Here is a 23,568-nt window from a genome sequence, read left to right on the forward strand (position 1 = left end):
CTATATAGGTTCACCCGTCGACCAATATAGGTTGCTATCATCCCCTCAATGGGTATGGAGCTCACCTTGGTATAGAGATGCGGTCAAAGCGTCGCTTGAGAAGGAACCCCAAGAGCAGTAGGCTCACAGGGAAGGCAGACCAAACAGCAGTGAGCTGGATGCCTCCTCCTTCCAGTCCAAGCCCAAAGCCGAAGAGTAGACAGAGAGCTGGCGCTATGATGAGGTGTACCCCACAGGCATAGAGGGCCATCTGCTTCACGTCCTCCATCCCGCGGAGGGCATTGCTATAGATGACCTGAAGGGCGTCTGCCGGTTGGTATAGTGCCATAGGGAGTATGGCCAGTGCTGCCATCGCGATGATACTTGGGTCATCACTAAATATATAGCCGAGGTAATTTCGTCCTAGGATAAGTCCTACGAGGACGAGTAGTGCCACAGCCTCAGCTAAGATGAGGGCTATTCCCACGGTATGTCGCACTTGTTTACGATCTCCCTTGCTATGGGCACTGCTCACGAGGATAGTCGCTGCAGCCCCAATGCCATAGTACACCAAGAAGCCCAGTGCAGTGAGTGTGCATAGGATCTGATGGACAGCCAGAGGATGCTCACCCAATGGGGTGACGATAATAATGGCAAAGGTCCAGGCTGCAGTCTCTACCCCCGTCTGTATGCTGATAGGTGTCCCCAGACGGAAGAGGCGGACGAAATAGGCAGGGAAGATGCTGCGCTCAAAGGTGGCTCGGCTGATGACTTTAAATGAGTGGCTATAGCGCAGCACGAGTGTGAGAGCCACAAGCATATAGATGCGCGAGAGGAGTGTGGAGAGTCCAGCACCATAAAGCCCAAGCTCAGGGCATCCCCATTTGCCGAAGATCAAGAGATAGTTCCCGATGACATTGAGTAGGTTGGAGCTAAGGATAATCCACATGGGGACCTGCGTGCGTCCAATACCATCGAAGAACTGCTTCAGCGCTGCTGATGCCATGTACACGCCGAAAGAGACCATCTGTAGGATGAAGTACGGCCGGATGAGTGGCAGTAGGTCGGAGGGTACACGGAAGAGCTCCAGGAAGGTATATACTCCGACAAGTAGTAGGGTAAGGCCGAAGGCAATGAGCAGATTCAGTAGGGTGCTATGGCGAAGAAGTCGTCCGAGCCTAAGCTGATCACCACGGGTATGTGCCTTCGCTACCAAGGGAGTAAGCCCATAGCTGAAGCCCAGTCCGAGGACAAAGAAGAGGGCGAAGATATTATTGACGAAGGAGGCGGCTGCCAGAGCATCGGTGCTATACTTGCCGACCATGATGGTGTCAGCGAAATTCACCGAGATAATGCCCAATTGCCCAAGGATGATAGGCGTACCGATATGGAGGAGTTGGCGTAGCGTGTGAGACTGCTCATGTAGGTAGCTACGAAGTCGTTTGATAGGAGTCATCTGCATCTTTTGTGGGACAAAGATACGATACTCTCTCGGCTTGCTCCCTGGATAGATGGACAAGAGGCCCCCTCCCAGAGCTGGGAGGGGGCCTCTTGACGATGCTTTATAAGCGCTTGCTTATGGGGCAGTGCAGGTCTGCGTGGGAGCGGTGCACTGCTCCTTCTCGAGGGCGGTGATGACCTGACGGATCTGGCGACCCAAACCGATGGTGTAGCCCTGCGAAACGAAGACCACGCGGTTGAAGGTGTCAGCGATGACGAAGACGGGGAGGTTACCAGCACGGAGCTTCATATTCGTGACGAGCTCGGAGAGGATCGTACCCTTGTCATCAAGACCGAAGACTGTGCCCTTGGGAAGACCTGCGAAGTCCTCTGGACGGTAGCGGCTCTGGCTCGTCTTGTCCTTGAAGAGGAGTACAAGGTTACGGCCCCAGTGCTCGAAGACTTCACGCTCTGCGATGATGTCCTTAAGCGCATGGTTCGTAGGCTCTTCGCCTGCTCCGAGGACACCGAGGATATAGTAGCCACGGCCTGTCGTCGTGAGGATGGACTGTTCCTTACCAGTGGGGGCTACGAACTGCTCGGTCTTCGTCAGATCCTTAGCTTCACCATAGTAGGTATAGAGGTTCTCAGCATTGAAGCTACCGAGGACTGCTACAGCCGTGGTGTCGCGACGCATAAGGAGCTCCTCATCGGTCGTCTGCCCTGCCTTGATATCGAAGGTGCGCATATTCACCAGGACGCTACCGCTCGCCAGACGTGAGCCCGTGACAAGCAGGTAATGCCCTGCATCCATAGGAGCGCCATCCTTGAAGGTCTTAGCCCACGAGGTCCCTTGCTCCAGCCCGTTGTCACCTTCGTCATAGGCAAGTAGGCGAGTCTGCCCCTTGTCGTCGAACTTGGAGATAGTGAACTGGTAATAGTACTTTGGATTGTCGATGATACCATTGTCCTTATAGCTCAGGCGAAGTGTTCCCTGCTTAGCAGCTGTCTGGGGGAGTCCCTTGTCGAGGATGACATCGTGCCAGCCATCCTTCTCATAGACCTGTACCTTACCCGTCACCCCGTCGATCTGTGCAGGCCAGCCCATGGCACGTGCCAGCGAGACGAAGAAGATATTACGAGAGTGGGTATCAGCTTTCTGACTCTTCCACACCCCGATAGGCTCAATTGGGTAGGTCAGTGGGTTGTAGCTATTATCTATCTGGATGGTAGCGACGCACCACTGGCGTAGGGCTTCGAGGGAGGAGCGGAACTTGCTCTGCAGCTCTTGTGGAACTGCTTCGGCAAAGTATTTCTTATAGGGAACTAAGGGCTCGTTGGCTACACGAGGATTGTAGATGTAGCTCATAGCAAGCTCCTTGTTCGCTGCAAACTGGGGGAGGGGTTTCGTGTTATCCAGATGGTCGCGTAGCACTTCGAGAGGAATGTCACGGCGGTCCTTAGCGGAGATGACTCGGAGGAGAGCCTTGGCCTGCTCTTGATCCTTAGAGCCCTCGACGAATTCGTGTAAGGTCTTCCAATTGCCACGAGCATCGAGACCCTCGAGCTGCTTCCCGACGAAGGAGGCCACGTACTGCCCGCGGATAGAGTCCTCGACAGCCATGCGACGATTGTTCTCAGCACGCTGGGCCTCAGTGACGTTGGGGTACTTTGCATCCTCACGTGGAGGTGTGATGAGGAGGTCTTCATTGATACGATCTCCCGGGCGATACTTCAGCTGGAGGCGTACCTGCTTGTCAGTGCCGAAGGTGACCTTCTGCATGCCGAAGCGATAGCTTGTCCCCTCGGGCTTGCTGGCATAGACGAGCATATCTCCTTGTCCTGCAGTGAGTGAGACACGACCAGCGGCATCACTGACCTTGGTAGCTACGGTATAGAACTCCCCATAGTTGTACACGCGGAAGGAGACGGGGACACCAGCGAGGGGGCGACCCGTAGCATCGGTGACCTGCACACTGACCTTGCCTACATGAGCATAGTTGTCAATGACATTGATCTCGGTGTAGGTAGGAGTATTCCCGATAACTTCCTCTGGTCCGTCATAGCGGCCAAAAGCCTTCGTGTGGACGAGCATGGCTCGGGAAACGGGAGCGTTGAACCATGCGAGATTGAGCACAGGCTCAGGCTCGCAGGCTCCGAGGAAGAGCCACTTGCCATCTACCCAAGCTTCTACCCAAGCATGGTTGTCATCGGTGTGTGCCCAGCGAGGGGTATAGACCTGGCGAGCGGGGATACCGACTGCACGCAGAGCTGCGACCAAGAGCGTGGACTCTTCGCCACAGCGTCCATAGGCAGAGCGTATGGTAGCCAGCGGAGAGGAGGTGCGGGAATCACTTGGCGTATAGACGACGTGCTCGTGGCACCAGCGGTTGACCTCGAGTACAGCATCATGTAGGGAGAGTCCCTTGACGCGATCCTTCAGAGCGTCAAAGAATACCATGCGTGAGGCGTCAAGCGCCTCATTATTGACACGGATCGGGAGGACGAAGTGCTTCCACTCACGCTCAGGGATGGACTTCCCCCAAGGGAGTTCCTTTCGAGCGCGTAGTGAGGCGCGGACATTCTCAAGGTAGAAGTCCCCATCTCTATCGATGAGGTCATTCGTAGGCATGTACGCATAGAGGAAGGTCATAGCGTCACGCTCCTCGGGAGTCATCTGTTGCTTGAAGATTCGGAAGAAGTCACCCTTGGGGAAGGCCTTCTGCTTGGCAAGGAAATCCTGCTGGAGCTTAGAGGCTGTGGGGCGGCTGGTCTGTACCTTGCGGGTCGGCTTCTGAGGGAGAGCACTGAGCTCAGTGATCCCACCGAGGAGCCCGAGGGCAAGGGAAAGGGTGATGATTCGTGAATTCATGCGGATGTGTATAGTATCTGTACGTCGTGCGGATGAGTATCGAGTAGGCTTACTCGAGTGCTTGTAGGGCCTCTACAGCCTGACGTATCTTTTTGGGGTCAGTGAAGAGGTAGGCATATTCGTCGATGGTCACAGTGCCTCCCATTGAGACGCCCTCATGACGGTAGCGCATGGGACTTGGCTCGGCAGTTCGGCCTGAGAAGTGGAACTCTCGAGCACCTGTCTTACGAGCAAGGTCTGCTACATTCTCTGGGGTGACACCAGCTCCAGGCATGATGATGATGCGATCTGCAGCCTGCTTGACGAGGGCGGCGATGGCGTCTGCTCCCTCTGGTGCTGAGGCGGCACCTCCTGAGGTCAGTACGCGGGCGCAACCAGCTTCGATGATGTCCTCCAGTGCCTGGGCGCGGTCCTGACAGACGTCAATGGCACGATGGAAGGTCACGGGGAGGCCTTCTGCGGCCTCTACAAAGCGACGAAGGAGGGGCTTGTCTACGGCTCCGTCAGCTGTAAGACAGCCGACGACGATGCCGTCAGCGCCCAGCTCGCGAGCCATGCGAATGTCGGCAAGCATGGCCTCTACCTCAATGGGAGTATAGAGGAAGTCCCCGCTGCGTGGGCGGATGATGACGTTGAGCTTGATATTGATAGCTCGGCGTGCGGTGAGGATCTCACCATAGGAGGGGGTCGTACCCCCCTCGGGGAGACCAGCGCAGAGCTCGACTCGATAGGCTCCGCCCAGCTCAGCTCGGCGAGCGCTCTCGGCACTCCCTGCGCAGTTCTCTATCCGATAGGTACTCATTATTGTCTTAGTGGAGGGTGACCTCTACGATATAGTCAATAGCATTGGCTTCTGATGGAGCCTTGTCGAAGGAGAGCGTCAGCCCGAGCTTTGTCTGCTGGAAGGGGATGGGGCGACGGGTATCGTAGGCTACCACGCTCTTCACCTTCTCGGTCAAGGGCAGTGAGAGCATACGGCTCTTCCAGTCGAGGATATGCAGGTAGACGGTCTTACCCTTCTGGGTCGATACCCCCCATTCCTGCGGAGGAATGATGCCTTCGCGTACACCATCCTTGACGGTCTTGCCGTAGGTCTTCATCCACTTCCCGATCTTCTCGAGGCGGTCGATAGCCGTAGCAGGTAGAGCACCCGTAGCTTCGGGGCCGATGTTGAGGAGGAGGTTCGCATTGCGACCTGCGGTCTGGACGAGCAGACGAATGAGGGTCGTATCAGACTTGTAGGTCTGGTCGATGATCTTGTAGCCCCACATACCATTCATCGTCTGGCAGGTCTCGATGGGGAGCTTACTGATAGCCTGACCGGAGAGCCCAGCGGTGTTGGCACCGGGGACATCACGCTCAAACATCTGGAAGTCTTCGCCTGGGTGTACTTCACCGTGGTGGTTATTCCCGATAAGGCAGGCGGGGTTGAGCTTGTGGATCCCAGCGTACATCTTATCGAAGTTCCACTGGAAGTCTGGGTTGATATCCTGGTCCCATTCACCATCGAACCAAATAGCTTCGGCATTGTAGTCGCGGACGAGTTCGGCGAGCTGGGCGTTCATAAAGGTGTCATACGTCTTCCACTTCCCGTGCTTGGTGCGACCCGTACCCTGGCCTGTGCGCCCGAGGGGGTAGTAGTCATCGCGGTGCCAGTCAAGGAGGGAGTAATAGATGTGGAAGCCCAGCCCCTGCTTACGACACTCGTCGCGGAGCTCAGCGAGGATGTCTCGCTTGAAGGGCGTTGACTTGATGATATTGTAGTCGCTCTGCTTGGTGTCCCACATAGAGAAGCCTTCGTGGTGACGGGAAGTGATCGTCAGATAGCCTGCACCAGAGGCCTTGATAGCAGCGACCCACTTAGCGGCATCAAACTGTGCGGGGTAGAAGGCTCCTGCGACCTTGGAATACTCATCACGATTGAGATTGGCATTGGTCATATACCACTCGCCCTGACCGAAGATGCTATAGAGCCCCCAGTGTAGGAAGATCCCGAAGCCACGATCGCGGAATTTCTCGCGTGCAGCGAGGTTCTCCTTAGTAGGCTTATAGTTCTTTTGCGCATGGGAGATAAGGGGTGAGGATACGGCTAAGCCAAGGGCCAAAGCGGCCACACGTGTAGTAGTTAATAGGCTCTTCATTCTGATGTTTTAGTTCGTCAAATATGTGTATTGTCTACAGACGTACCAAAGATACTCAATTCGGCGCATACTGCCGAGAAAAAGCGCCTGAATTCAAGGGCTTCTTTCGAGGTCGATAAAATCGTCCTTTGAGTAGGATCGGTAAGGGGATCGTATGGGGTCAGTAGGATCTACTGATATGGGCAAGAAAATTGACCAGTACTGGTTGACGATTTGACCAGTACTGGTCAGAGCGGTGACCAGTACTACTTCATATAGGTGATCAGTACTGGTTCACTCACCGACCAGTACTGGTCGCAGCAAGCATCTCATAGAACTATTTCTAAGGAGCTGTATATGATCGCCCCCCACGGTGGGTTAGTTGATGGACTAACCTGCTGTGGGGGGCTAATTTAAGTGGATGGTATGGAGGAAACTACTTCTTCGCTCGCGAGAAAGAGTAGGGGCGAGCGGAGGCGTGTGTACCCCATGAGGTAGCTTTAGCCCTGAGGGTGAAGGTCATCGAGCCTCCACGTCGTAGCGTCTCATAGTCGATATAGGTCTTCTCCCAAGGCTTGCCATTGAGCTGTGCTGACTGGATGTAGGGGACGCTGGGATCGGAGGCACGGATGACGAAGCTCTTCCCCTCGGGCATGGATAGGCGGACCTCTCGGAAGTAAGGCGTGCCGATAGCATACTGCCCGAGTGCTGGTGTCACGGGATAGAAGCCCAGAGCAGAGAAGACATACCATGCCGAGGTCTGCCCATTGTCTTCGTCTCCGCAATAGCCGTCGGGGCGGTCAGAGTAGAGGCGTCGCATGACTTCGCGCACCCAGTACTGCGTCTTGGAGGGCTCCCCTGCATAGTCGTAGAGGTAGATCATGTGCTGTATGGGCTGGTTACCGTGGGCGTAGTTACCCATATCCATGATCTGCATCTCACGGATCTCGTGGATGACGAAGCCATAGTAGCTGTCGTCGAAGATGGGAGGGAGGGTGAAAATGCTGTCGAGCTTGCGAGTGAAAGCCTTATCTCCGCCCATGAGATCAATGAGCCCCTGCACGTCATGGAAGACGGACCAGCTGTAGTGGAGTGAATTGCCTTCAGTGAAGGCATCTCCCCATTTGAATACGGAGAAGGGAGACTGGAAGGAGCCATCCTGCCGGCGCCCGCGCATCCAGCCGATGCTGGGGTCGTAGAGCTTGCGGTAGTTCATCGCTCGCTCGGCATAGAGCTGCTGTTGGTCAGCTGAGGCTCCTGCCTTCTGAAGGGCCTGGAGGATACACCAGTCGTCGTAGGCATACTCAAGGCTTCGGGCGGCATGCTCATTGATCCCTGCATCGGAAGGTACATAGCCAAGTTTGTTGTAGTTCTTATACCCGAGGCGTCCGGTGGAGCGGATGCTTGGATGTTCGTTGTTGGCACCGTGGAGTAGCGCTGTGGTGAGCTCCTTCGGATCAATACGTCCCAGCCCCTTGACGAAGGCATCTGCGATGACCGAAGCGGAGTTGTTGCCGACCATACAGTCTCGATGTCCGGGGCTCGCCCATTCGGGGAAGAAGCCACTCTCGCGGTAGGCATTCATCATCCCCTCAGCCATCTTCGCTCCCTCCTCTGGGTAGACAAGGTGGATTAGCGGCATAAGGGCTCGGAAGGTATCCCAGTAGCCTGTGTCGGTATAGAGGTAGCCAGGGAGTATCTGCCCATTGTATGGGCTGTAGTGGACGACCTCCCCCTCGCCATTAATCTCATAGAAGCGTCGGGGGAAGAGGAGTGAGCGATAGAGGCAGCTGTAGAAGGTGCTCATCCGATCTGGGCTATCGGTGACAGCTATACGACTCAGCTGCTTCTCCCACTCAGCTTTGCCTTCCTCGCGGACTTGCTGGTAGCTCCGAGAGGCTACTTCTCTTAGGTTAAGCTCGGCTTGCTCACGGCTGATGAACGAGGAGGCAACATAGAAGGTCGTTGGTGAGCTTACCTTCTCGCCGGCGAGATTTACAGCAACAAGGGTGTGTCGTCCGCCTTTGCCTTTGCGCTCCTCACGCACGAGACGCTGGATAGGCTCGGTGAACCGCACGATGAAGTAGTTCGCAAAGCCCTTAGGCACTCCGCCACTATTCTTACGGCTGATACCAGCTATGGTATAGCGGTCCAGCTGCTGAATCTCGGAGCCTGAGTCAAAGGCATCTACCACGATCCAGCGCTCCTCGGGTCGTGCCATACGGGAGAACTCGACCTCAAAGACAGCGGCACACTCACTCGGAGCCATGCGGACGCGTGTGTCGTAGTCAGCCAGATAGACCTCATAGGAATAGGGACGAGCCTCCTCCGCCTTGTGGCTGAACCATGAGGCTCGCTTCTCCTCGTCAAAGACAGGAGCTTTCCCCGTCATCGGTAGTAGGGAGAACTGCCCGTAGTCGTTGATCCATGGACTAGGCTGGTGTGTCTGCTTGAGCCCGCGTAGCTTGGTCGCCTGATAGCTGTACTGCCAGCCATCTCCCATCTTCCCCGTCTGGGGCGTCCAGCTATTCATCCCCCAAGGACGGGAGATGACGGGGTAGGTGTTGCCCGAGCTAAGGTCGAAGGTGCTTTGAGTACCGACGAGGGGATTGACCAGATCGACATAGCTCGTGGGGCTGGTATTGCTCGCCTGGAGGGAGAGGCAACAGCCGAGAAGCAGGCTAAGTGGAAGGTGTCGGAGTAATTTCATCAAGGATAAGTGAGGTAAAAGAGAAGGGGGCGGGAAGACCAGTGCTTCCCGCCCCCTCAGATGTTGTAGAGGATGACGGAGGATTACTTTGTTCGGCTGAGGTAGCCGTGGTAGCGGGAGATGATTTCGTCTACGTAGCGTGCGACGCCCTTACCTCGGAGATAGCCTGCTCGGCAGACGGGGTCATTGTAATACTTCGCTTCGCTCTTCAATCGTAGAGCCGTCTCGATACCCCCCTCCCAGCGTGTAGAGGAGTAGCCGTACTTCTCTGCCAGTCGGATAGCATCCTGCAGGTGTGCAGGACCAGCGTTGTAGGCTGCGAGGGTAACCTTGATACGCTCCTCTGGATCGGTGAGTTGCTTTTGGAAGAGTGCATCAATTGATTTCAAGCAGTCCACTGCTACACGTACGGACACTGCTGGATCGAGGAGCTGCTTGACCGAAGCACCATAGATCTTACCCGTTCGGGGCATGATACCCATTAGTCCACGAGCGCCCGACCAACCAACGACCTCGGGGCGGAAGTTCGACTCCTGATAGGCGATGGAGGCCAATACCTGCCAGGGCCAGCCGATGCGTCGTGCCTCCTTCTCGAAGAGCTTGTCGAAGCGTGAGATACCGTAACCACCACTGGGAGTCGGTTCGTGTGTAGCGGTTTCCTTGGGCTGCTTCTCTGTGGTAGAGGGAGGCGATGGGCGAACAGGCTGAGTCCCATGCGACGGCTCCTTTATTTCTTTCTTGGTCGGAAGCTCACGCTCTTCCTTTGTCTGGGTATTGGGGAGAGGAGATTCCTCTCCATCATCAGACTTGCTGAGCTCGAAGTAGCGCTTATAGATCTCATGGAAGCCTCGGTCTTCGGGGATATCCTTCGCCCACTTATCCAGGGCATCAGCGAGTCCAATAGCCTTGGGAGAGACAAACCAGCGAAGACGCTGTGCAAAGCCAACCTCCAGCGAGATGTCCAGCTGAGGGTAGTAGGTCTTGCTGAGCTTAGCCAAGTCTGCATCAGCGATCGTATAGTTGATCTCTCGGCTGGCGACTTGAGCGATGAGGTCTTCCGTACTAATGGTATCGGCTGTAATCTCATGCATGAGGATCTTACCTCCAAGCTGCTCCTCAAGGCGCTTGATACGCTCCTCAGCGCGTGAGCCCCCCATGACAGTCAGCTCCTTACCGAGGAGGGCTGCTACATCTTGGATGTAAGGGATGCTATCGCCTGTCTTGGCTTTGCGCTGGACAAGTACCAGTCCTGTCATCACCTCAGGCCCCGCAAAGCGTAGGCGCTCCTTCGCAGAGTGAGTCATAGCCTGAGGGGTGATACAGAGATCGACACGCCCTTGCTCAACCATTGCTTCAGCCTCCTCCATGCTGTGAGTGACGTAGAGCTTCAGCGGGAGCTTGTGGCTTTGAGCAAAGAGGCGCACCAGTTCGTACTGGTAGCCCATCGGTTCATCGCGGTAGATGAAGAAGGTCGTAGCACCTGAGAGCGTGACGACTCGGAGTGTATCGGGGAGGCGTAGCTGCTCTGCTTGGAGCTCTCTCGCTGTCGCTTGCCTAGTCCTATGCCTCAGGAAGACAGCCGTAGCTATGGCAATAGCGATGCCGACAAGTAGGAAGAGCACTGTCGGGCGACGCAGGGATGCAAGGATCTTCTGAAGCATAGTTTGGGGAATTAGGGGAGAGGGCTAGCGGCGTACGAGCTGTACGACGTTCTCGATATGATGCGTGTGCGGGAACATGTCCACTGCACGTGACTTCGTCACACTGTACTCGCCCGTTGCGGTGAGTAGCTGAAGGTCACGAGCCTGTGTGGCGGGATTGCAGCTAACGTACACGATGCGTCGGGGAGCTGCACGCAGAATCGTAGCGACGACATCTTCATGCATGCCAGCACGTGGGGGGTCGGTGATGATGACGTCAGGCTCACCATGCTCGCTGATGAAGTCTGTGGTGAGGATATCCTTCATATCGCCTGCGTAGAAGAGCGTGTTCTCAATGCCGTTAACCTCGCTATTGACGCGTGCATCTTCAATCGCCTCGGGTACATATTCGATACCTACGACGGAAGCGCACTGCCTGGCGACGAAGTTGGCTATCGTCCCCGTCCCCGTGTAGAGGTCATAGACATGCTCCGAGCCAGTTAGCTCTGCGAACTCACGAGCTACTTTATAGAGCTCATAGGCCTGACGGCTATTCGTCTGGTAGAAGGACTTGGGCCCGATACGGAAACGTAGACCCTCCATCTCCTCCTCGATGTACTCTCGCCCGTAGAAGCAATGGATCTCTTGGTCCCCAATGGTGTCATTGCACTTACCATTGATGACGTAGAGTAGGGCTGTGATCTGGGGAAAGCGCTCCTGTAGAGCCGTGAGTAATGCGATGCGCGCAGCTTCATTCTCTCGGTAGAAGACGACCACAACCATGATCTCTCCCGTAGAGGTTGTACGTAGCATGAGGGTACGCATCAGTCCCTCCTGCTTGCGGAGGTCAAAGTAAGGATACTCCTCGGGACGAGCGGAGCAGTAGTCTCGGACGAAGAGACGGATCTCATCCATGACTTCGGCTCCGAGGTAGCAGGTGTCGATGTTGAGGACCTTGTCAAACATCCCTGGGAGATGGTAGCCGAGGCCGGAGAGCTCATAGGGCTCTGGTGGCGTAGAGCGTGCGTTGAGTACGTCAAGCTCCTCTGGGAAGAGCCAGCGCTTGTGGCTGAAGGTGAACTCAAGCTTATTGCGATAGCGCTCAGTTTCCACCGAGCCTAAGATGGGGAGATATTCGCCTACCTCAATCTTGCCGATTCGCTGGAGGGCGTCGCGGACGACCTGATCCTTGCTCTGTAGCTGGAGGGAGTAGGGAAGGTGCTGCCACTTGCACCCCCCGCAGATGGTGAAGTGTGAGCAGATGGGCTGGGTACGCTCAGGGGAGGGAGTGACGATACGTGCAATCTTCCCTTCCATAAAACTGCTCTTCTTTTTTGTGATCTGGATATCGCAGACATCCCCTGGTGCAGCGAAGGGAACAAAGAGTACCTTGCCGTCTATATGGGTGAGCGCCTTGCCTTCCCCAGCAAGACCTGTGATCGTGATACCTTCTAAAAGAGGGAGGTCTTTCTTCTTACGTGCCAATTGTCGTGTAAACCGTGAGTGATATGATAAGTACAAACACCAAGCCTCACGATACGGGGAGTCACAATGGAGCTTCCCTGCATGGTGAGGCTTGGTGTGTTGCTTAGTTAAGGTAAGAGAGGAGGACGGCCTTGAATTCGTCTGCGAGACGCTGGGCCTCCTCAGCTGTAGGAGCTTCGGTGTAGATGCGGATGATGGGCTCGGTATTGCTTCGGCGCACATGTACCCATTCTGTCGGGAGGTCGATCTTCACCCCGTCAATGAGGTTGATATCCCCCTTGTCGCTGTATTCCTTGGCTAAGCGCTCCAAGAGAGCACCTGCATCAACGTCCGAAGGGAGGTCTACTCGCTGCTTGCTCATCGCATAGTTGGGGTAGGTGGCTCGGAGTTCGCTGACCTTCTTACCGCTCTTTGCGAGGAGAGTGAGGAAGAGAGCGATACCGACGAGAGCGTCGCGTCCATAGTGAAGCTCGGGATAGATCACGCCGCCGTTTCCTTCACCGCCAATGAGAGCACCTGTCTCCTTCATCTTTGTGACTACGTTGACTTCGCCTACTGCTGCTGCCGTGTAGCTACCGCCATGAGACTCTGTGACGTCACGCAGAGCACGGGTCGAGCTGAGGTTGGAGACTGTATTTCCTCCTCCATTCAGCTGGAGTAGGTAGTCAGATACTGCGACCAGTGTGTATTCTTCGCCGAAGAAAGCGCCACGCTCATCGATGATGGCTAAGCGGTCTACGTCGGGGTCTACAACGAAGCCTACATCGACCTTGCTGGATCCGATAGCAGCACAGATCTCTGTGAGGTGCTCAGGGAGTGGCTCGGGGTTATGAGCAAAGTGTCCCGTAGGCTCAGCATTGAGAGCGGTGACGTGCTTGACTCCAAGGGCCTCGAAGAGTGCTGGAAGAGCAATGCCACCTACAGAGTTGACGCTGTCGAAGGCGACGTGGAAGTCTGCCTGGCGTATAGCCTCGACGTCAACTGATGGGAGAGCAAGTACAGCTTGGATGTGCTCATCCAAATAGCTCTCCTCGCTCAGAATGCCTCCGATGCTGTCGACATCAGCGAAGTCAAAGTCTTCGCTCTCGGCGATACGCAGGATTTCTTTCCCTTCAGCATCGCTTAAGAATTCGCCACGGCTATTGAGTAGCTTGAGGGCATTCCACTGCTTGGGGTTGTGGCTTGCCGTGAGGATGATCCCCCCATCAGCCTGCTTCCCTGTGACTGCCATCTCGGTTGTGGGCGTTGTGGCGAGCCCGATGTCGATGACATCACATCCCATTCCGAGGAGCGTCCCCGTGACGATGCAGTTGACCATAATGCCAGAGATGCGGGCATCTCTCCCCACGATGATCAGGGGGCGAGCCTTTTTTGTCTGCTGGCGGATGAAGGAGGCATAGGCAGCTGTGAACTGCGCCGTGCTAATGGGGTTGAGGCCATCGGAGACGTGTCCACCGATAGTCCCTCGTATACCCGAGATGGACTTGATGAGTGTCATAAGGCGGGGAGAAGAAGGTTATTGCTGGGGCTTCGTATAGAAGGTATAGACCGCCTTCTCTACGAAGAGGCTGTTACCAGCGGTATAGTTCTGTGAGGGACCGAGGTCGAAGGGGATGATGAGCTGTACGATAGCCCCGTCACCGAGTAGCGACATAGGGAAAGCAACTCCTTCGCAGATGAGGTCTTCATAGACGCCACTTTCGTTGAGAGAACTGTAGTGGATCTTCCCTTCGCTGGTCTCCCATAAGGCATATCGGAAGAAGAGAGGACGGACATTGGTATCTGTGAGGTTGTCGAAGATTGCTCCCTTGGACTGCGATACATTGAAGAAGTAGCCCTTCAGCTGTACCGAGACAGTGGTCTTATTTGCTTCAGGGCGGGTCGTCCCCTTGTCAAGCACACGTATATATAGTCCATTGGATAGACGATAGAATACATCGGGGGCAATGGTCGAGGGTAGTGTCTCGCTATCGAGCTCCTTCACTGTGAATGATGATTCCTTGATCAGTCGGTCAATCGCTTGGCGCTGCTCTCTCTTGAGCTGGGAGAGAGGCTTAATGGAGCGATTCTTCTTGCAACTTCCCAGTGCCAACACGGGGATGAGAAGCAGTAGGAGCAGGGCGATGCGATGGGTGATAAGTCTATTCATTATTTCTGTCTATGCTTGCTGGACGGTGATGATGAGCTTAGATGACTTCTTGAGCTCTCAGTTTCCTTAGTTCACAAAGGTAGATATTTTTAGCCTCTTGGATAGAGCCTTGGTGCTCAGCTCCTGCGGCATTGAGGTGTCCTCCCCCTCCGAAGCCTGCGCTGGCAAGTTGGTTGACGGGGAAGGTACCTGTGGATCGGAAGGAGAGCTTGACCTGAGTCTTATCCTCTCGGATGAAGCAACAGCAGTCTATTCCCTCAATAGTCAAAGGGATATTCACTAGCCCCTCCGTATCACCCTTTGAAGCCCCGAAGCGCTGAAGTTCCTCCTGAGTAAGAATGATACAGGCCGCACGGAGATCAGGGTAGAGCTCGAGCTTTTGGTCAAGGACATAGCCTTGGAGGCGGATCTGTATCTCGGGGTTGTGGTAGGTGAGGCGGTCGATGATGTATAGGTAGTCTGCTCCACGAGCCAAAAGGTCTGATGTTGTGACGAAGAGCTCTGGGGAGAGATGGCTATACATGAAACGTCCCGTATCGGTGATGATCCCAGTAAGCAGGAGGGTTGCAGCCTCAGGCGTGATATACTGCTCCCATCCGAGGGATAGGATAAGGGCATGAATCAGCTCACAAGTTGCAGAAGCCTCGGGATAGCTGAAGTTCAGAGTGAAAGTGGGATCAGGATCGAGGTGGTGGTCAATTAGGATATGGGGAGCTTTGGACTGCTCTACGGCCTCAATGAGTGGGGTATAGCGCAGGCGGCTTGGCTGGTTGTGGTCGAGGTGAAAGATGAGGTCAGCTGCGGAAATGGCTCTGAGACATTCCTCCTCTGCCTCGGGATAGATCAGAAGCTCATCAAGGTAGGGAAGCCAGCTGAGGTAGCTCTCGATACGGTCTGGGCTGAGTACACGGATGGTAGCCTCTGGATGTACTGCCTGAAGGACTTTTGCCCAAGCTAAGGTACTGCCCAAAGCATCTCCATCGGGAGCTGTGTGGGGGAGGATGATGATATTGCGATGGCTAAGTATGAGTTGGCGTAGTTGCTCTACGTGCTCTATAGACCAGTGGTATTTACCCATATTACTATGTCGAGGATTGTGGTAGCCCCATGCTATGAGTGTTCTTTGCTCATAGCATGGGGCTCTCCTATGAAGTGCTGGAAGGAAGTCCTTTCTACTATCGGTTGTTGAGGTAGTTTGCTACGTCGCTAGCACGTACGCTGCGTGTGTTGCTCTGGCGACGAGACTGGCTGGACGATCCCGAGTAGCTACTTGCTGGTGCGCTACCCTGGCCCTTGTAATATTGGAGAGCGGTGGGCAGGTAGGCCTCGATTGCCTTGATGCGGTTGGCATCACTGGGGTGAGTGCTCAGGAGTTCACTCTGCTGGCCGCCACCCTTTGACTGGGCCATCTTCTGCCAGAAGTTCACTGCATAGCGGGGATCATAACCAGCGATAGCCATTAGTACAAGCCCCATCTTGTCGGCTTCATATTCCTGCTTACGACCGAAGGGGAGGAGTACGCCGACCTGAGCGCCGAGACCATAGGCTTGGTTCAGGATCCCACTCAGCATCTCCGAGCGTGAGCCTACAGTGGCTCCGAGGAGCTGTCCACCAGCTTGCATGAGCATCTGGTTGCTGATACGTTCGTTGGCGTGCTTAGCCAGTGCATGGCTCAGCTCGTGACCCATGACGGCAGCGAGCTCATCGTCAGAATGGCTACCATTACCGACGAGGTTCAGAAGTCCTGTATAGACGACGATCTTTCCGCCAGGCATACAGAAGGCATTAACCTGCTTGCTGTCGACTACATTGAATTCCCAGCTCAGTGTCGAGAGCATAGATTCGTAGCCATTCTGCTTGAGGTAGATGTTAGTAGCAGCAGCCAGACGACGGCCCACCTGAGTGACCTTGTTGTTGTACGTGCTATTGTGGCTGAGCTGAGACTTGCTGATGAACTGGCGATACTGCGTCGCACTGGCGGCGAGGATCTCACCATCGGAGACGAGGTTGAGCTGGCGACGGCCCGTGATGGGTACCGTACCGCAGCTGTTGAAGATAAGGAGGCCGATACCGAAGAGGGTAGTCAGGGCTATGCTAAGCTTCTTCATATTCATAAGAGTTGGAGTCGTAATTAAGTGATACAATATAATAGGGAGCTACTTGACGAGAGGTATCATCTTATAGTAGCGCTGGAAGGCCTTCAGGTCGCTGGCTTCTTTTGGAGCCATGCCTTCGGGGATAGAGTCTAAGTCTACGGGACGAAGACGATAGATCGCCTGTCCGTTGGGTGAGCGCTTCTCGACGAAAACATACTGGTAGTGTGGCTGGGTCGTCCAAGCTGCATTCTTACTTTGTCGGATCAGCGTCAAGGAGAGGAGCATCCCACCGCGAGTAGCTGGCGGAGTGATTTGGTTGCTAATGAAGTTCCCCATCGAGTAGATAACGAAGGTCTCTCCACGCTGCGTATCTTGTCTCTGGAGGCGCGTGCTCTCTTGCACGACGTGAGGGTGGCTACCGATGACGGCATCTACGCCTTGGTCAGCGAGCCATTGCGCGAGCTCTCGCTGGGATCGGTTCGGGGACTTCTCGTACTCGTTACCCCAGTGGATCTGTACGATCTTGTACTCTGCTCCGAGGCTATCTGCACGGCGTAGGTCTGCCGCGATGTGCTCTTTGCTTATCGTGTCTATGACAGTTGGGTGGGGAATTGGAAGCCCATTGGTGCCATAGGTGTAGGCCAAGATAGCAAGCTTGATCCCACGTACTGATTGTATGAGGGGAGTGCGTGCTGGGCGCTCACTGAGGTTACGATAGCTCCCCGTGGTGGCTATCCCAAGGCTGTCGAGTACATCGATGGTATGGGTAATACCGTAGCCTCGGCGATCGCAGCTGTGATTGTTGGATGTCGTGAGGACATCAAAGCCAGCTTCACGGAGGGCTACTGAGAGGGCTTCGGGGGAGGAGAACATGGGATAACCGCTGTAAGGCTTACCTCCAAAGGTCGTCTCCAGATTGCCTATCGCCAGGTCTGCTCGCTCAATGGCGGGGCGTACAAGACCAAAGCTTTGAGCGAAATCATAGCTCCCATCCGATTGGGCTGCTGCACGTATCTGCGGCCCATGAGTCATGATGTCTCCAGCAAAGATAAGCTCGAGCGTATCGCCACGTAGGGTCGTGCTATCGATGTGTGCAGATGCAGCCTGGCTCTGTGTGCTACTCTGCCCATGGCAGGATAGCGTGAGCAGGCAGGCTGAGAGCGCTGTAGTAGATACGAGTGAGCGACGTAGCCCCCTCAAGAAATGAAGGTGGAGCATATTTATTTACTTGTATTCGGGGCGGTACTTCCCACTCTCCTTGTCCTCGAGGATGCCGAGATAGCTGATGTAGCGGGAAGAAGCTATACGCCCAGCCTCGACGGCTTCGCGTACGGCGCATCCAGGCTCATGGGTGTGTGTACAGTTGCCAAAGCGGCAAGCAGTACTCTCCTCGAAGAGCTCTGGGAAGTAATGGGATACCTCAGCATCCTCCATCTCGAGCATACCGAAGCCCTTGATACCTGGAGTGTCGATGAGATAGCCTCCCTCGGAGTAGGGGAGTGGGACCATCTGTGAGAAGGTCGTGGTGTGCATCCCCTTGAAGTGAGCTAATGAGATAGATCCTGTGCGTAGCTCTACGCCTGGGATCAGCTGATTGATGAGGGTACTCTTCCCCACACCAGAGTGTCCACTGAAGAGCGTGATCTTTCCCTTGAGGTGGTCAATGAGGGCTTCGACACCCTCTCCCGTCGTCGCTGAGACTCGGTGACAGGGATAGCCAATCCCTTCGTAGAGGGCGATGAGCTCCTCCATATAGTCGATAGCCTCTGGAGTATAGAGGTCTATCTTATTAAAGATAAGTTCCGTGGGGACTCGGTAGGCCTCTGCTGTGGCGAGGAAGCGGTCGATGAAGGTCGTACTGGTCTCAGGTGCTGCGATGGTGCAGACGAGGAAGGACGCATCGATGTTTGCAGCCAGGATGTGGGACTCCTTGGAGAGGTTTGCAGCCCGACGGATGATGTAGTTCTTGCGGGGGAGGATATCCTTGATGTAGAGGGTCTCTTCCTCCGCTTGGCCTGAGGTCTGCTCTACGACGACGTGGTCTCCGACGACGATAGGGTTGGTCGAGCGGAAGCCACGTAGACGAAGGTTCCCCTTGGCTAGACACGGGCGCTCTACACCATCCTCAGTGAGGACGATGTAGTGGCTACCTGTGTTCTTGATGACTAAGCCTGTCAATGCGTTGATAACGTGGATGGCGGTCTCGCGCGGAGCTTAGACCGTCATGATCTCCTTCTCCTTAGCTGCGAAGAGCTCGTCGATCTTCTTGATGAAGCGGTCGTGGAGCTTCTGTACTTCGCCTTCGGCGTCCTTAGCTACGTCCTCTGGAGTGTTGTCAGCCTTGATGCTCTTCTTGATAGCATCGTTGGTGTCACGGCGAGCATTGCGTACGCTTACCTTGGCATTCTCTGCATCGGCCTTGACCTGCTTGACGAGTTCGCGACGGCGGTCTTCGGTGAGCGGGGGGATACCGAGGCGAATCAGCTCACCATTGTTCTCTGGGGTGATGCCGAGAGGGGAGTTGATGATAGCACGCTCGATGTCACGGATGATACCCTTTTCCCAAGGAGTGATGACAATACTCTTAGCATCGGGTATGGTGACAGTACCTACCTGTGTCAGAGGGACGGGGCTACCATAGTACTCGACCATGATACCGTCGAGGATCTTGACGTTGGCCTTACCGGCACGTACACGAGCGAGCGCCTCCTCGAGGTGCTCTACGGTCTTCTCCATCTGGCTGGCGGCTTGTGCTATCAGCCCTTTCAGTTCGCTCATAGAGTTTATTTAGTCGTTGTTGATAGGATGGTTGCTTGTTCTTAGAAGCCCACGTAGGTGCCGATAGGCTCGCCACTGAGGACCTTGAGGAGGTTGCCTGGAGTGTCCATGTCGAAGACGATGATGGGTAGATTGTTCTCCATGCACATAGTGGTAGCTGTGAGGTCCATGACCTTCAGCCCACGCTGGTAGATCTCATCATAGGTGATGCGATCGAACTTCGTAGCCGTAGGATCCTTCTCGGGGTCGGCGGTATAGATGCCGTCGACACGAGTACCCTTGAGCATGACATCAGCCTCGAGCTCGATACCGCGGAGGGACGAACCTGTATCGGTCGTGAAGAAAGGATTCCCCGTTCCGCCCGAGAGTATGACGACTTCGCCTGCCTCAAGGGCATCGATGGCGCGACGCTTGGAGTAGAATTCGCCGATAGGCTCCATTCGGATTGCGGTGAGTACTCTGTTCTTCACACCACGAGAGGTGAGTGCTGAGCCGAGGGCTAAGCTATTGATGACGGTGGCCAGCATACCCATTTGGTCGCCTTGCACACGGTCGAAGCCTTGGGCGGCACCACTTAATCCGCGGAAGATGTTGCCACCACCGATGACGATGGCCACTTGTATGCCGCGCTTGACTGCAGCTTCGATGTCTTGTGCATAGTCAGCGAGGCGGTCATTGTCGATGCCGTATTGCTTCGCTCCCATGAGCGATTCGCCACTGAGCTTGAGGAGTACTCGTCTGAAGTTATTCATTTCGTTCTCTTTGAATATAGCTACTACTATGGTGCAAAGAAACGACTTTTACGCCTAATCTCCACGCTGGTGAGCTCTGCTCTGAGTTTAATGCTCAGCTTGCGCTGGGAGAGAGCCTTTGTAGAGGGGGATAAATGAACCAGTACTGGTTAGCGATCTAACCAGTACTGGTCACCCCTACCTACCAGTACTGGTCACGACGCGAAGTAGTACTGGTCACGATGCCGACCAGTACTGGTTCGTTTTCCTCTTCTTTAGAGGCGGCCCTCCCACCCGCATAAGCAGGGGGAAGTTCGTATCTTTGTCCTCATAAAATAAGTAGATAAGATATGTCTCGACTCAATAGCTGGATGAGCTACTTTGTGCTGGTGCTTCTCTCCCTCTCTTTCGCTGCTTGCTCGCAGAAAGAGGAGAAAGGGGAGACACCCCCAGTACAGCTCCTCCTGATCCAAGCCCAAAGCCTCTCACGCCTCGAGCTGGCTACGACACAGGTACGTATTGTACTTAAGATCGATCCCCACCGCGACGGCTTCTTAGGATTCAAGAAGCTCTTCGGTTCGAAGGAAACCCGTGTGGAGCTCCTTAGCCAAGCCTCTGCCTACTGCGATCTCTCGCTACTCACGGAGAAAAGCATCGTACAGCAGGCCGACAGCACAGTAGATCTCTATCTTCCCCCGATCGAGGTCAAGCGGGAGCTGGATAATCTGAACCACAACGTCCTGCAGGAGCCTACGGGCTTGCGCCGCCGCCTATCAACCAACGAACTTGATGAGATTATTCGCTCTCGCCAGACGATGATCGACGGGCTCGTTGCCAAAGCTTTGGAGCAAGAGCGGGGCGCACTAATCCGCACGGCATCGGCTACGCTGACGAATAAGCTGCAGCCGATCTTCCGTGACCTCCGCCTTACGGTGCGTGTCCACTTGGACGAAGCCGATGCCTCCCTCATTCAGTCCTCTAAGTCTGCAGCACAATGATAAAGCTCTCTTGGCGGATCCTTCGCCCGATCCTACTCCTTATTATATGTATAGCTGCGGGGCTCTTCATCTACCATAAGTTCTTCCGCAAGGCACCCCAGCCCGAGGTGACGACTGAGGAACTGCAGATGAAGGTCAGTCAGCGCCTGCGCCTCATCACCGAGGAAATCAGCTACCGGCAGGATGTCAATCTCTATGAAGCGGGGCAGCATGCTGTGGGCACCGCCGACCTCGTCGCCTACGTCAAGTATGACCTCGAGAAGCTCCACTTCACGACTGCAGGCGACACCGTCTACGTGAGCCTTCCTGCGCCCGAGCTTGAGCTGGGGCGACGGCCAGGCGGAAATCACTCCGTGCGCTACTATCTGGATCGTGGTGGGCGCCTTGGTGAAGCCAGCGCTGACCGCGTAGCGATACGTCGCTTCGACGAGCGTATCCTTCGCGATGCGGAGCTGGATATACGCACCAGCCCTCGCTATCTCCCCGCCGCACAGCTGCGTGCCGAGGAGCAGCTCCAGCGCTTCCTCTCCGCCTTAGCTCCCCAGCGCGTCATCCTTGTCGTCCCTGAGATCCGTATGCCCCAAGGTGATCTCCCCGCCGCTTCCTCCACCTCTATTCCTCATGATCAGCGTCAATAACGTATCGGTATATTTCGGGGCTAAGCCTCTCTTTGAAGACCTCTCGTTCGTCATCTCCGCCAAGGAGCGTATCGCTCTGGTGGGAAAGAACGGGGCAGGGAAGTCCACCCTCCTCAAGCTCTTGGCTGGAATCGCTGAGCCTACTGAGGGCGTCATTAGCCGTCCCAAGGGGATCAGCATTGGCTACCTGCCGCAGGTGATGAAGACGAGCGATGAGCGTACCGTCCTCGGTGAGTGCCAGCAGGTCTTCAGCCATATTACGGAGCTGGAGGCTGAAGTCGAGCGCCTCGCCGAAGAGATGGCGACGCGTACCGACTACGATAGCACGGATTATATGGAGCTTATCGAGCGCCACGCTCAGCGCTCGGACCAGCTCCTCATGCATAGCACGGGGAGTATCGAGGCTAATATCGAGAAGACGCTCCTTGGCTTGGGCTTCGAGCGCTCGGACTTCGATCGCTCCACGGCAGAATTCTCTGGTGGCTGGCGAATGCGTATCGAGCTGGCGAAGATCCTCCTGCAGCGTCCTGACGTCTTGCTCCTCGACGAGCCTACGAACCATCTGGATATCGAGTCTATTCGTTGGCTGGAGCGCTTCATTGCTTCGGGATCGGCGGCTCTGGTGCTGATCTCGCACGACCGCGCCTTCATCGACGCTACGACGAATCGCACGCTGGAGATCGAGCTCGGGCGCTTGCACGACTACAAGACGAACTACAGCCATTACCTCGTCCTACGTGAGGAGCGCCTCGAGCAGCAGCGCCGCGCCTACGAGAATCAGCAGAAGGAGATCCAGGCGACCGAAGACTTCATCGAGCGCTTCCGATACAAGGCGACTAAGGCTGTACAGGTGCAGAGCCGTATCAAGCAGCTCTCGAAGATTGACCGTATCGAGGTGGAGGACATTGACCGCGCGGCGATGCACTTCTCCTTCCTCCCCGCGGTGACGTCGGGTGCTTACCCCGTGATCATCGATAGCCTCACGAAGCGCTACGGCGAGCACACCGTCTTCTCGGATGTGAATATGACCATCGAGCGCGGAGAGAAGGTCGCTTTCGTCGGGAAGAATGGCTCAGGGAAGTCCACCCTCATCAAGTGTATCATGGGAGAAGTCAGCGACTACACGGGCACGCTCAAGCTCGGGCACAACGTCGAGATCGGCTACTTCGCCCAGACGCAGAGCCAAGAGTTGGACGGGAACTACACCGTCTACGAGACGATCGACCGCGAAGCGCAGGGGGATATCCGCTTGCGCATCAATGACCTCCTCGGGGCCTTTATGTTCGGCGGTGAGGAGTCGGAGAAGAAGGTCTCCGTCCTCAGTGGGGGCGAGCGTGGTCGTGTAGCCCTTATCAAGCTCCTCCTTCGCCCCGCAAACCTCCTCATCCTCGACGAGCCGACGAACCACCTTGACATCCGCTCGAAGAACGTCCTGAAGGAAGCCATCCTTAACTTCACGGGTACGGTCATCATCGTTTCGCACGACCGCGAGTTCCTCGACGGCTTGGTGTCACGTGTCTACGAGTTTCGCTCGGGCCATGTGACCGAGCATATCGGTGGTATCTACGATTGGCTGGAGAAGCGCGACCGTGAGGACGGCACGTCGATCAGCAACCCACGAGCCGCCGCACCCGTGCAGCGGGAGACGAAGGCTCCTGAGTCCACGACGGGAGCGCAGGACTACCAGCGCCAGAAGGAGGCGGCTAAGGAGCGTCGTGCCCTCGAGCGTGAGCTGAAGGCACAGGAGGAGCGCAGCGAAGCCATTGATGCCGAGCTGAGTGCTCTGGAGGAGAAGCTCGCTGATCCCGCCCATGCCACGGACGCCAAGCTCTTCGAGCAGTACAGCCAGCTGAAGAAGGAGCAGGAGCAAGTCCTCGCCCGCTGGGAAGAGCTCAGTATGCAGCTCGAAGGCTAAGCCGTTTCCCCGAAGAA

18 protein-coding genes are annotated in these 23,568 nt (G+C 55.5%); 3 read left to right on the forward strand and 15 right to left on the reverse strand.

The window, feature by feature from the left end; translation table 11 throughout:
• Positions 1 to 61: 61 nt before the first annotated feature.
• The 15 genes from KO088_RS01225 to pyrH all read right to left on the reverse strand — a co-directional run bounded on the left by KO088_RS01225 (position 62) and on the right by pyrH (position 20,021).
• Positions 62 to 1,435 (reverse strand): MATE family efflux transporter, encoded by a 1,374-nt coding sequence (locus tag KO088_RS01225; protein ID WP_215493007.1) that lies wholly within the window; start codon positions 1,433 to 1,435, stop codon positions 62 to 64.
• 120 nt (positions 1,436 to 1,555) lie between these two features.
• Entirely contained in the window at positions 1,556 to 4,291 is a 2,736-nt protein-coding gene (locus KO088_RS01230; RefSeq protein ID WP_215493009.1) for a transglutaminase domain-containing protein, read from the reverse strand.
• 49 nt (positions 4,292 to 4,340) lie between these two features.
• Positions 4,341 to 5,093, reverse strand: a complete 753-nt coding sequence (locus KO088_RS01235) for a copper homeostasis protein CutC (RefSeq protein ID WP_215493010.1) — start codon at positions 5,091 to 5,093, stop codon at positions 4,341 to 4,343.
• A gap of 7 nt (positions 5,094 to 5,100) precedes the next feature.
• Positions 5,101 to 6,432 (reverse strand): alpha-L-fucosidase, encoded by a 1,332-nt coding sequence (locus KO088_RS01240; protein WP_215493011.1) that lies wholly within the window; start codon positions 6,430 to 6,432, stop codon positions 5,101 to 5,103.
• A 415-nt stretch (positions 6,433 to 6,847) separates the two neighbouring features.
• Positions 6,848 to 9,121 (reverse strand): GH92 family glycosyl hydrolase, encoded by a 2,274-nt coding sequence (locus tag KO088_RS01245; RefSeq protein WP_215493012.1) that lies wholly within the window; start codon positions 9,119 to 9,121, stop codon positions 6,848 to 6,850.
• Positions 9,122 to 9,204: 83 nt separating this feature from the next.
• Complete coding sequence (locus KO088_RS01250; RefSeq protein ID WP_215493013.1) at positions 9,205 to 10,782, reverse strand: MltF family protein; 1,578 nt, start codon at positions 10,780 to 10,782, stop codon at positions 9,205 to 9,207.
• 24 nt (positions 10,783 to 10,806) lie between these two features.
• Positions 10,807 to 12,246, reverse strand: coding sequence for a 23S rRNA (uracil(1939)-C(5))-methyltransferase RlmD (rlmD, locus tag KO088_RS01255; RefSeq protein WP_215493014.1), 1,440 nt, complete (start codon positions 12,244 to 12,246; stop codon positions 10,807 to 10,809).
• Between the two features lie 103 nt (positions 12,247 to 12,349).
• Positions 12,350 to 13,744, reverse strand: coding sequence for a phosphoglucosamine mutase (gene glmM, locus KO088_RS01260; protein WP_215493015.1), 1,395 nt, complete (start codon positions 13,742 to 13,744; stop codon positions 12,350 to 12,352).
• Positions 13,745 to 13,762: 18 nt separating this feature from the next.
• Positions 13,763 to 14,395: a DUF4827 family protein gene (locus tag KO088_RS01265; protein ID WP_215493017.1), complete on the reverse strand. Its 633-nt coding sequence runs from the start codon at positions 14,393 to 14,395 to the stop codon at positions 13,763 to 13,765.
• Between the two features lie 37 nt (positions 14,396 to 14,432).
• The gene (locus tag KO088_RS01270) at positions 14,433 to 15,473 is read right to left on the reverse strand and encodes a DHH family phosphoesterase (RefSeq protein ID WP_215493019.1); all 1,041 of its coding nucleotides are present in this window, start codon (positions 15,471 to 15,473) and stop codon (positions 14,433 to 14,435) included.
• 97 nt (positions 15,474 to 15,570) lie between these two features.
• Positions 15,571 to 16,509: a M48 family metallopeptidase gene (locus tag KO088_RS01275; RefSeq protein ID WP_421957753.1), complete on the reverse strand. Its 939-nt coding sequence runs from the start codon at positions 16,507 to 16,509 to the stop codon at positions 15,571 to 15,573.
• 42 nt (positions 16,510 to 16,551) lie between these two features.
• Entirely contained in the window at positions 16,552 to 17,709 is a 1,158-nt protein-coding gene (locus KO088_RS01280; protein ID WP_215493021.1) for a CapA family protein, read from the reverse strand.
• 6 nt (positions 17,710 to 17,715) lie between these two features.
• Entirely contained in the window at positions 17,716 to 18,669 is a 954-nt protein-coding gene (gene rsgA / locus KO088_RS01285; RefSeq protein ID WP_060936159.1) for a ribosome small subunit-dependent GTPase A, read from the reverse strand.
• A gap of 36 nt (positions 18,670 to 18,705) precedes the next feature.
• Entirely contained in the window at positions 18,706 to 19,269 is a 564-nt protein-coding gene (gene frr, locus KO088_RS01290; protein WP_188807327.1) for a ribosome recycling factor, read from the reverse strand.
• Between the two features lie 41 nt (positions 19,270 to 19,310).
• Positions 19,311 to 20,021 (reverse strand): UMP kinase, encoded by a 711-nt coding sequence (pyrH, locus tag KO088_RS01295; RefSeq protein ID WP_009433175.1) that lies wholly within the window; start codon positions 20,019 to 20,021, stop codon positions 19,311 to 19,313.
• Between the two features lie 329 nt (positions 20,022 to 20,350).
• On the opposite strand from pyrH, the gene KO088_RS01300 reads away from it, so the two are divergent.
• The 3 genes from KO088_RS01300 to KO088_RS01310 are packed head-to-tail and all read left to right on the forward strand — an operon-like array spanning position 20,351 to position 23,551.
• Positions 20,351 to 20,998 (forward strand): DUF4230 domain-containing protein, encoded by a 648-nt coding sequence (locus tag KO088_RS01300; protein ID WP_215493022.1) that lies wholly within the window; start codon positions 20,351 to 20,353, stop codon positions 20,996 to 20,998.
• Entirely contained in the window at positions 20,995 to 21,636 is a 642-nt protein-coding gene (locus tag KO088_RS01305) for a DUF4230 domain-containing protein (protein WP_060936156.1), read from the forward strand. Before KO088_RS01300 ends, KO088_RS01305 begins: the two co-directional genes overlap by 4 nt.
• Positions 21,620 to 23,551, forward strand: a complete 1,932-nt coding sequence (locus tag KO088_RS01310) for an ABC-F family ATP-binding cassette domain-containing protein (protein WP_215493023.1) — start codon at positions 21,620 to 21,622, stop codon at positions 23,549 to 23,551. The genes KO088_RS01305 and KO088_RS01310 overlap by 17 nt, the downstream gene beginning before the upstream one ends.
• Positions 23,552 to 23,568: the final 17 nt, after the last annotated feature.

Origin of the sequence: Porphyromonas bobii (genome assembly GCF_943169685.1) — a bacterium.
Classification (GTDB): Bacteria; Bacteroidota; Bacteroidia; order Bacteroidales; family Porphyromonadaceae; genus Porphyromonas; species Porphyromonas pasteri.